The following is an 8850-nucleotide window of genomic DNA, read 5'->3' as shown; positions in this document are numbered from 1 at the left end:
GAAATACAAAACGCCCGATGCGATGCATCGGGCGTTTTGAGGCTGAAATAGGTGTAAACCTATTTCAGGACTAGACACGCTGTTTTAGCGCCAGCGGGACAGGATTTCAGGAAGCTGCGAGAGGCGCTGGATTTCGGCATCCGGGTGTTGTTCGGCCTCCCAGGTCTTGCCTTGAGGGTTGAACCAGATCGCCCGCAGGCCTGCTTGTTGGGCGCCCGCGATGTCGTCGCCGGGGTGATCGCCAATATGTACCGCCGCACTGGCTTCTACCTGCCCACGGCGAAGGGCTTCCTGGAAGGGCTGCGGGTCGGGTTTGCCGATGCCCAGGTCTTCTGCGCACAAGGTGAACTTGAAATAGTCGGCCAGCCCCAGGCGGCGCACATCGGCGTTGCCGTTGGTGACGACGCCCAGGCTGTAGTGACGGCAGAGCAATTCCAGCACCGGCTGCACTTCCGGAAAAATGTCGATTTGATGGCGGGCATGCAGGAAGACTTCAAAGCCCTCGTTGGCCAGCTCCCGGGCGTGCGCCTCACTGTAGCCAACCTCTTCCAGTGCATGGAACAGCACCCGGCGCCGTAGTGCGCTGATGCGGTGCTTGAGCCCCGGTTCGGCGTGTACCAGGCGCTCGCGAATGGCATACAGGTGCTCGACCGGCACAGGGCCCAGGTTGGGGGCATTGGCCGCCAGCCAGTCTCGCAGTACGGCTTCGGCGCTGACAATAACCGGGGCGGTGTCCCACAGGGTGTCGTCCAGGTCGAAGGTGATCAGCTCGATACTCATGTGTCGCTGTCCTTACTGCGCTTGGCCCGTGGATGGGCGCTGTCGTAAACCGCAGCCAAGTGTTGGAAGTCCAGGTGAGTGTAGATCTGCGTGGTGGCGATGTCGGCATGGCCGAGCATTTCCTGGACGGCGCGCAGGTCTTGGGAGGACTCCAGCAGGTGGCTGGCAAAAGAGTGCCGTAACATGTGTGGGTGCAGGTTTTGCCCCAGCTCCCTTACGCCGGCGGCCTGTACCCGCAGTTGGATCGCCCGACGGCCAAGGCGACGGCCCTGGCGGGTGACAAACACCGCGCCATCTTCAGGCGCGCTCATACCGCGCAATTTGAACCACTGTTGCAGGGCCTCGCGGGCTTTGCGGCCCACCGGCAGTACGCGGGTCTTGCTGCCTTTGCCATGCACCTGTACCAGGCCTGCGGCGAGGTCCAGTTGCTCCATGTTCAGGCTGGTCAGCTCCGACAGGCGCAGCCCGGAGGAGTAGAACAACTCCAGGATGGCCTGATCGCGCCGGCCGATGAAGTCGTCTTCAACGGCTCCGTCGAGCAATTGCAGGGCGCGGTCGGTGTCCAGGGTCTTGGGCAGGCGCCGCTCGCCTTTGGGGGCCGACAGACCGGTGGCCGGGTCGTGGCTGCATAACCCTTCACGGTTGAGGTAGCGATAGAAACCGCGCACGGCCGAGAGCATGCGGGCCAGGCTACGTGAGGACTGCCCGTGTTGATGCTGACGGGCAACGAACTGACGCAGCTGTTGGATCTGCAGGTCGTTCCAGCTGTTGATGCCGGCCTTGGCGCAGTACGCCAGGACATTGTCGAGGTCGCTCCGGTAGGCCAGTTGGGTATGCGGTGACACCTGACGTTCGTTACGCAGGTATGCACAGAACGCGTCCAACTGGCGTTGCATGGTTAGCGCACCGAACGCAGGGTTTGCGTGAAGCGTGGAACGACACGGCCCAGGACTTCGGCAATGTAGCCCAGGAACAGGGTGCCGACACTGCTCTTGTAGTGCTGCGGATCTCGGCTGCCGATCGCCAGCACGCCATGCAGGCCCTGATGGTTGAGTACGGCGACGGCGCTGGAGCCGACTTCTTTACGCTGCTCTTCACCGAACAGGAAGTCCAGCTCATGGTCGCGCAGCGAGCCGCTGACGGTCTTGCCGCCGCAGAGCAAGCTGCCAATGGCTTGTTGGGCCTCGGTACTGTTGACCCAGCGGCCCACCGAAGTGGCGTTGTCACTGAACAGTATGAGGCTGACAAACGGCACCTTGAACTCCTGGCGCAGGCTGTCTTCGACGGCCATGACCACTTCCTCGAGGCTGTTGGCATCGAGCAGGTCGAGGATCAAGCGGCGGGTCTTGTCGAACAGCCGGTCATTGTCGCGGGCGACGTCCATCAGCTGTGACAGGCGATGGCGCATCTCGATGTTGCGATCACGCAGGAGCTTGAGCTGGCGCTCGACCAGCGAGACGCTATCGCCACGTTGGTGAGGGACGTGCAGTTCCACCAGCAGTTCATCGTGCTCGGTGAAAAATGCCGGGTTGGCGCGCAAGTAGGCGGCCACGGCCTCGGCCCCAAGGGCCGGTGTCATGCCCTGATCACTCGGGGCGGGGTGTTCGACGGGGGCCTGGGGCTGATCGGTCATGGCTGATACTCACTCATAGACGAACCTGTCCTTCGAAAACGCGCACGGCCGGCCCGGTCATCATCACCGGGTGGCCAGGTCCTGCCCATTCAATCGACAGGCGCCCGCCTGGCAGGTCGATAAGCAGGGGTGAATCCATCCAGCCTTGGCTGATCGCGGCCACGGCAGCAGCGCAGGCGCCGGTACCGCAGGCCTGGGTTTCCCCGGCGCCACGTTCCCAGACCCGCAGTTGTGCGCGGTGCCGATCAATGACCTGGATAAAGCCGACATTCACACGTTGCGGGAAGCGTGGGTGGTGTTCGATCTTCGGCCCCAGGGTATGTACCGGTGCCTGGTTGATGTCGTCGACACGCAGCACGGCATGCGGGTTGCCCATGGAGACGGCGGCCATTTCGACCTGCTGGCCGTCCACATCCACCGAATAGCTCAGGGCTTGTTCGGGGGCCTGGAACGGAATGTCGGCCGGGACCAGCCGTGGTGGGCCCATGTCGATACAGATCTGCCCATCGCTACGGACATTGAGCTCAATGACGCCGCTACGGGTTTCGACGCGGATCTGTTTCTTGGCGGTCAGGCGTTTGTCCAGCACGAAGCGGGCGAAGCAACGTGCACCGTTACCGCACTGTTCCACTTCGGAGCCGTCGGCGTTGAAGATCCGGTAGCGAAAGTCCACGTCCGGATTGCTCGGTGCTTCGACGATCAGTAACTGATCGAAGCCGATACCGGTATGCCGGTCGCCCCATTGCTTGGCGTGCTTGGGCAGAATGTGTGCATGCTGGCTGACCAGGTCGAGGACCATGAAGTCATTGCCCAGGCCATGCATTTTGGTAAAACGCAGCAGCATGGGGTTACTCCGGCAACTGGCTTTCGCCTGCGAACAGTTCGGCTACGGTCTCGCGACGACGCACTTCAAAGGCCTTGTCGCCATCGACCAGAACTTCGGCGCAGCGGCCACGGGTGTTGTAGTTCGAGCTCATGACAAAGCCATAGGCACCCGCTGAATGCACAGCCAGCAGGTCGCCCTCGGCCAGGTTCAGTTGACGCGCTTTGGCCAGGAAGTCGCCGGTTTCGCAGATCGGTCCGACCACGTCATAGGTGCGTGGCTCGCCCGCACGCGGCTGCACGGCCGTCACGTCCATCCAGGCTTGATACAGGGCTGGGCGGATCAGGTCGTTCATCGCCGCATCGACGATGGCGAAATCCTTGTGTTCCGTGTGCTTGAGGTACTCGACACGGGTCAGCAGCACGCCGGCATTGGCGACGATGTAACGACCCGGCTCGAAGACCAGGGTCAGGTCACGTTCGCCGACACGCTCGCGTACGGCCTTGATGTAGTCGGCAATAAGCGGTGGCTGTTCGTCGTTGTAACGCACACCAACACCACCACCCAGGTCCAGGTGACGCAGGTGGATGCCACATTCGGCCAGGCGGTCGATCAGCGCCAGCAGGCGGTCGAGTGCGTCGAGGAACGGGGCGAGGGTGGTCAGCTGCGAACCGATATGGCAGTCGACACCCACCACTTCCAGGTTCGGCAGTTGAGCTGCGCGCAGATAGACGGCCTCGGCATCGGCGATGGCAATGCCGAACTTGTTCTCTTTCAGCCCGGTGGAAATATACGGGTGGGTACCGGCATCGACGTCAGGGTTGACCCGCAGCGAAATCGGCGCGCGTACGCCCATCTCGGCGGCGACGACCTGCAGGCGTTCCAGTTCGTCAGTGGACTCGACGTTGAAGCAGTGTACGCCGACTTCCAGGGCCCGACGCATGTCTTCACGGGTCTTGCCGACGCCGGAGAACACCACGCGGTCGGCGCGTCCGCCAGCGGCCAGGACGCGTTCCAGCTCACCGCCGGAGACGATGTCGAAGCCTGCGCCCAAGCGGGCGAGCACGTTCAGCACGGCCAGGTTGGAGTTCGCCTTGACTGCAAAGCAGACCAGGTGCGATACGCCTTCCAGGGCATCGGTATAGCTGCGGTAGCGCTCTTCGATATGGGCGCGCGAGTAAACGTACGTCGGCGTTGCGAAGCGCGCGGCGATGGCTGACAGCGCTACGTCTTCCGCGAACAGTTCACCTTCGCGGTAGCTGAAAGCGTCCATGGGATTCCCTTATTGGTGCTGGTGCGATTGCGATTTTTTGCCATCTTTGCTGTCGTCAGGCAGGTACAGAGGACCCTTTTGACCACAGGCGGAGACGAGGCAGGCAACCGCGACGAGCGCCGCGAGGGAGGAGATCAGGCGCTTCATGGCGAAATCCTTTGAAATAAGCAGTATTGCGCCCGAGTATACCGAGCGCCCAGCGCCTTGCCTATGTGGCTTGCCCGCCATCGGACAGGGGCGGTGGTCGGTATCCTTTGCATTCGTCGCGCTGGCCTCGTATCGTGCCCGGCTTGCGCGTGAGCAGAAAATTTCGAGGTTCTTGCAATGAGTTTGAGCGAAGCACGTTTTCATGACCTGGTCGATGCCACCCAGCAGGCGCTGGAAGACCTGTTCGACGAAAGCGGCCTGGACCTGGACATGGAAAATTCGGCCGGTGTCCTGACCATCAAGTTCGATAATGGCAGCCAGTTGATCTTCAGCCGGCAGGAGCCTTTGCGTCAGCTGTGGCTGGCTGCCCGTAGCGGCGGTTTCCATTTCGACTACGACCCGGAAAGCAAGAAGTGGATGTGCGATACCACTGACGAACTGTTGGGCGAAATGCTGGTGCGCATCGTCTTTGAGCAGTCTGGCGAGAAGCTCGACTTCGACGAGATTTGAAATGAGTGTTGCCAGCAAACCGGCTAAGCCGCTGTACAGCAATGTCAGCCCGGCGGTGCCTTCGCCGTGTATCAGCCTGTGCCGGCTCGATGAGCAGAAGGTCTGTCTGGGTTGTTTCCGGCATGTCGAGGATATTCGTCAGTGGCGTTCGGCGGATGACGAGCAGCGTCGTCAGATTTGCCGCGAAGCAGGTGCCCGGCGCACCCAGGCCGAGGCTCGCTGAGCCAGGGCTGCCTGCCTCCCCTCTTGTGTATTTGCCGGGCTGTGGTAGTGTCGAACGTATATCGGCACTGCCGAATTCCTGAAAACCCCGCCCTTGGGCGGGGTTTTTCTTTATATCGCCTAGAAAAAGGAGTCTGACTGGATCATGAGCACCAAGCCTTCCCTTATCCTCACCCGATTGGACGTACAACGTCTTGAGCGTTTGATCGATAGCCTCGACGAAAACGTGCCGGGTGTGCTCGCCTTGCAGGACGAGCTGGACCGCGCCGAGCAGGTGGTCGGTCACGAGGAGGTCCCGGCCGGTGTGGTGACCATGAACTCCCGCGTGCATTGCCGCGAGGAAGCCAGTGGCAAGGACTATCACCTGACCCTGGTCTACCCGAAGGATGCGGGTGCCGAAGGCAGCGTATCGATCCTGGCGCCGATTGGCTGCGCATTGCTGGGCCTGTCGGTCGGCGAGCAGATCGATTGGCCAGCACCGGGCGGCAAGACCCTCAAGCTCAAGCTGCTGGAGGTTGAGTACCAGCCGGAAGCCGCTGGTGACTTTGACCTCTGAACCTGGCTTAGAGCAGGGCCATGGCGTCGTTCAGGCGCGCCTCCAGTTCGTCCTTGTAGCGCAGGTAGCGGATGCTTGAACCTGGGCTTTCAGCGAGCAGGTCGGACAGGTCCAGGTCAGTGATGTAGCAGCGGTAGGGCGCAGCTTCACGGCGCTGCTCGACGATCTCGCGCGCAACCATGGCATACAGTTGGTCGCCATGGTCGAGCGCTGAAAATTCCTTTTGATTACAGTACAGCGTGACGTGAGCTGACTCGGTTGCGCTCGTCTGTAGGATCGCCTGTACGTCGTAGAAAAACCTGCCGCTGCTGTCCTGTGGCGCGGGGCGGGGTTCGACCCGGCGCGCTCGGCCTCCGCCCGAGGGCATAATCTGGTAGTAATGGATTGCCAGCGAGCCTTGCGCCAGTGGCCGGCGCGCGTTCTGACGAAAAACCACCGCCTGCAGGAAGCGCTGCAACGGCAGCAGCAGGCTGCTCTCGTCATGCATCGGCAGGCGTTGCTGCCACAACACGTTATGTTCATCCAGCACGTAGACATCGGCCCAGTCATCCCACAGGCGGTAGAACACCTGAAGGGCGTGCGGCTGGCCAAGCGCAAGCACTTGTGCCAGGTCATGCTCCTGCAGTGCATTGGCATCCAGGTGCAGGTGGCTGTAACTGCTCCGCTCCTGGCCCAGATACGCCAGAAGGGCCGCGTGGTCGTTCAGTGTGGCTATTTCGGTTGCGCCAGGTTGCAGGTTGAGCACGTGGGTATGCTGCTGAACCTGAATCAGGTAGCGGTACTCGAGGGGTTGCTCCAGGAGTGCCTGAGCGCTCATGAACACTTCTTCGACACGCAGGGCAATGGCCTGGGCCCGGTTATGACAGAAGCAGCGTACCCTCAAGCGTGGCGCAGGTGCGCCGCGCTCAAGGCTGCTCAGGTAATCGCGCAGGCAGCGCAGCAGGGCATGTTCGCCGTCATAGCGTTGAACCTGCACTTCGTTCCAACTGTTTAGTGTGACCTGGTCGAGGGTCAGTACCAGGTTCTCGCGCACGCCAGCGTAGCTCAGCGAGTCGGTACGCTCGGTGGTCATCAGGATGTTCAGGTCGCGGTGTTGGCGCAGTGGGTCGATGCCGACATTCACCAGCAACAGCACCTCCTCGGCTACGCTGGGTTGCAGCAGGCGTTCCTCACTGACACGGGGCAGTGGCAGGGCTACGCTGTGCTGCAGGCTGCCGAGCAGGTTGAACAGCTCGTACTCGCTCAGGTCGCTGCTGCCTGGATACAGCGCTAGTCGCGTACTGCTGTCGATCACGCCATTGCGATGGGCCCAGGTCAGCAGTTCAAGTAACCCGCGGCACCGTTTGATCGGGGCGAAGTGCTCCCATTCCTGCGGGCCGAGGTTGCCGCTGTAGAGTGTCCATTGAACCCGCTCCGGTGCGTTGCCGGTACTTGATTGGACCAGCGTCAGGGTGTCTTCGGCCAGGTCAGGGGCCACGCCTGGGTTGATGAAGTCGACTTTGCCAGCACGGCGCCCGAAAGCTGCATGCAAGCGTCGGCCAAGCACGTTGAGGTCGCGTTGGTCGATGCGATTGCTCGCCTGTTGGCTGCGTGCGAACTGGTTGAGAAAGCGGTAGCCGTAGTTCAACTCATCGACCAGCACCCGCCGCTCGCTCTCGACCTGACGAACTTTCCATTGGCTGCGGCTGTCGAGCAGGGCCAATTGGCGTTCGTCCCAACCCCATTCCTGGCAAAGGCGTGCAAGCTGCTCGCGTTGCCAGCCACTCACGCGCTGGCGTGCCAGGTTGCTGAGTTTCTTGTTGACCTTCAGGTACAGGCTGCGTCGCACCAGCTCCAGCCGTTGGCTGTCGCCGCTGGCCTTCAGGTAGCGCTCGATGCGCCGGTAAACCATCACGTAGGGGTCGAGTTCGTCTGGGTCCAGGCGGTTGGCGAACACGGCCTGTTTGAACTGCAGGCTGAGGCAGTGTACCTGTGGATGCTCGCTGGCATAGGCTTCGGTCAGTAGCAGTTTAAGTACAGATTTGTAGGGCGACTCAATCCCTTTGTACAACTGCCAGAGCCCGGCACCGATGAACTCGCCGGCCGGGATATGGGCCAGATGGCCAAGATCCAGAACCTCTTCTTCGCGGACAAACCGTTTGGACAGCAGCGTGCGGGTGAATTCGGCATAGCGCGCTTCTTCGTGCACAGGTACCAGCCACCAAAGCGGTGTGCGGCCGGCCAGCCAGATGGCGGTGCGGTAGAACTCATCAAGTAGCAGGTAATGCTGAGTGGTGCCGCAATCTTCCGAACTGAGCCTGGTGTTGCGTTCGCCCTGAACGAATCGCTGCGGGTCGATCAGGAACATGTGTGCTTCGGCGCCCTGGCTGGCGGCCCAGATCTCCAGCAACGTGCACTTTTTGCGCAGCTCGGCCAGGGCGGTGTCGTCCAGGTCGCAAGCGTGGCATACCCACACATCCATGTCGCTTTGTTCGGCTTGGGCCAGGGTGCCGAGGCTGCCCATCAGGAACAGCCCATGAATGGGGCGTGGCGGGTTGCCGTGGCGAGGCCTGTAGCTGAACGAGCGCGTCAGGCGCTGCGCTTCAGCCAGCTGCTGTGCATCGGGCTCGTAACCGGAGACACCCGCTGGGGTAGAGCCTGAGACATAGCCGGGAAACAGTGGGTGATTGACGTGGAAGAGCAGCGGTAGCAGGTTAAGGACGAGTTGCTGTCTGCTCGACAAACCGTCCATGGCGCGTGCCAGGCGACCTTCGTTCAGGCGCAGAAAACGCGCGCGCAACTGATTGAGCACCTTGCGGTCGATGCCTGTATCCAGGTCCGGGCGGATTTCATAGGGGTGGTTCATTATGGATTCAAACCGGCCTACAGGCTCGACAAGAGAACGTCAGTTAGCACTGGCGAGTTTA

General features: G+C 61.6%; 9 protein-coding genes and 1 pseudogene. 3 read left to right on the top strand and 7 right to left on the bottom strand.

All coding sequences use genetic code 11. From position 1 onward, the window contains the following. Positions 1-84 precede the first annotated feature (84 nt). The 6 genes and pseudogenes from CYD26_RS18220 to CYD26_RS18195 all read right to left on the bottom strand — a co-directional run. Complete coding sequence (locus CYD26_RS18220; RefSeq protein WP_102053246.1) at positions 85-780, bottom strand: HAD family hydrolase; 696 nt, start codon at positions 778-780, stop codon at positions 85-87. Further along, positions 777-1676 carry a tyrosine recombinase XerC gene (xerC, locus tag CYD26_RS18215; RefSeq protein WP_065758054.1) on the bottom strand — a complete coding sequence of 300 codons (900 nt, stop codon included), beginning with the start codon at positions 1674-1676 and terminating at the stop codon, positions 777-779. Before xerC ends, CYD26_RS18220 begins: the two co-directional genes overlap by 4 nt. A 2-nt stretch (positions 1677-1678) precedes the next feature. Further along, positions 1679-2413 carry a DUF484 family protein gene (locus tag CYD26_RS18210; protein WP_065758053.1) on the bottom strand — a complete coding sequence of 245 codons (735 nt, stop codon included), beginning with the start codon at positions 2411-2413 and terminating at the stop codon, positions 1679-1681. Positions 2414-2426: 13 nt separating this feature from the next. Next, positions 2427-3257, bottom strand: a complete 831-nt coding sequence (dapF, locus tag CYD26_RS18205; RefSeq protein ID WP_102053245.1) for a diaminopimelate epimerase — start codon at positions 3255-3257, stop codon at positions 2427-2429. Between the two features lie 4 nt (positions 3258-3261). Continuing rightward, on the bottom strand, positions 3262-4509 hold the full coding sequence (gene lysA, locus CYD26_RS18200) for a diaminopimelate decarboxylase (protein WP_099773280.1): 1248 nt from the start codon (positions 4507-4509) through the stop codon (positions 3262-3264). Between the two features lie 12 nt (positions 4510-4521). Then, positions 4522-4656, bottom strand: a pseudogene (locus tag CYD26_RS18195) (lipoprotein); the annotation flags it as partial. A 177-nt stretch (positions 4657-4833) separates the two neighbouring features. Between CYD26_RS18195 and cyaY the strand changes: the two are divergent. The 3 genes from cyaY to rnk all read left to right on the top strand — a co-directional run bounded on the left by cyaY (position 4834) and on the right by rnk (position 5944). After that, the gene (gene cyaY / locus CYD26_RS18190) at positions 4834-5166 is read left to right on the top strand and encodes an iron donor protein CyaY (protein ID WP_065758050.1); all 333 of its coding nucleotides are present in this window, start codon (positions 4834-4836) and stop codon (positions 5164-5166) included. A gap of 1 nt (position 5167) precedes the next feature. Then, complete coding sequence (locus tag CYD26_RS18185) at positions 5168-5389, top strand: DUF1289 domain-containing protein (RefSeq protein ID WP_065758049.1); 222 nt, start codon at positions 5168-5170, stop codon at positions 5387-5389. 144 nt (positions 5390-5533) lie between these two features. Next, a complete protein-coding gene (gene rnk / locus CYD26_RS18180) occupies positions 5534-5944 on the top strand; it encodes a nucleoside diphosphate kinase regulator (protein WP_065758048.1) in 411 nt (136 codons plus the stop codon). A 7-nt stretch (positions 5945-5951) separates the two neighbouring features. Here rnk and CYD26_RS18175 read toward each other — a convergent pair whose 3' ends face one another. Continuing rightward, on the bottom strand, positions 5952-8789 hold the full coding sequence (locus CYD26_RS18175) for a class I adenylate cyclase (RefSeq protein ID WP_102053244.1): 2838 nt from the start codon (positions 8787-8789) through the stop codon (positions 5952-5954). Positions 8790-8850 lie beyond the last annotated feature (61 nt).

This window comes from Pseudomonas sp. FFUP_PS_473, assembly GCF_002858665.1.
In the GTDB taxonomy this organism is placed as follows: Bacteria; Pseudomonadota; Gammaproteobacteria; order Pseudomonadales; family Pseudomonadaceae; genus Aquipseudomonas; species Aquipseudomonas defluvii.
The sequence above is the reverse complement of the archived record's forward strand: the minus strand, read 5'-3'. Positions and strand labels throughout refer to the sequence as shown.